The organism is Williamsia sp. CHRR-6 (assembly GCF_018474015.1).
In the GTDB taxonomy this organism is placed as follows: domain Bacteria; phylum Actinomycetota; class Actinomycetes; order Mycobacteriales; family Mycobacteriaceae; genus Williamsia_A.
This window is the reverse complement of the sequence record NZ_JAHCSG010000013.1, coordinates 1-766: the sequence shown is the minus strand read 5'-3', so window position 1 is coordinate 766 and position 766 is coordinate 1. Positions and strand designations below refer to the sequence as shown.

1 protein-coding gene is annotated in these 766 nt (G+C 67.9%); it reads left to right on the top strand.

The features are described 5' to 3' along the window. Window positions 1-766, top strand: a 766-nt coding sequence (locus KIK15_RS18160) for an HNH endonuclease signature motif containing protein (RefSeq protein ID WP_214246281.1), incomplete at both ends; no start/stop codon positions are given.

The following is a 766-nucleotide window of genomic DNA, read 5'->3' as shown; positions in this document are numbered from 1 at the left end:
TCGCCGAAGACTCATCGTTGAACCAGTTCACCTACACCCCGGGCGAGGACGGTCGCCTCCACGGCCACTTCGACCTCGACATCCTCACCGGGGAACGATTGATCGCTGGACTCGACGCCGGGTCCCGACCACGACCACTGCCCGACGGCACCCCCGACCCCCGCACAGCGCAGCAACGCCGTGCCGACGCATTCGGCCAACTCCTCGAGTCCGGCGTCAAAGCCATGGCCTCCACCGCGTTCGCCGGACCAACGAAAACCGACGTGCTCGTCACCATCCCCGCCACCACCACTCCCGCCGCCACCACTGCCGCAGCGGTGATCGGTGACCCATCGGACATCGTCACCGTCGACAGTGCTGCCGCACACCTGCACTGGCTCGGCCCCATCAGCACCCTGTCCACCACCCTGCTCACCTGCGACGCCGTCACCAGCGTGCTCACCTACGACGAACACGGGGCACCAGTCACCATCACCGACCCCCAACGCCTCTTCTCAGGACCCCAACGCACCGCGGTCACCACCCGAGACCACGGCTGCATCAAATGCGGAGCCCCCAGCTCCTGGGGCGACATCCACCACATCATCCACCACGCCGACGGCGGACGGACCATCGTCGACAACGGCTGCGTCCTCTGCCGCGCCTGCCACGTCGACGTCCACCACCGCGGCTGGGACGTCATCATGGGCCACGACCGCCACCCCTGGCTCCGCCCACCCGCATCCATCGACCCCCACCAAACACTCATGCCCTCCTACCACCGCCG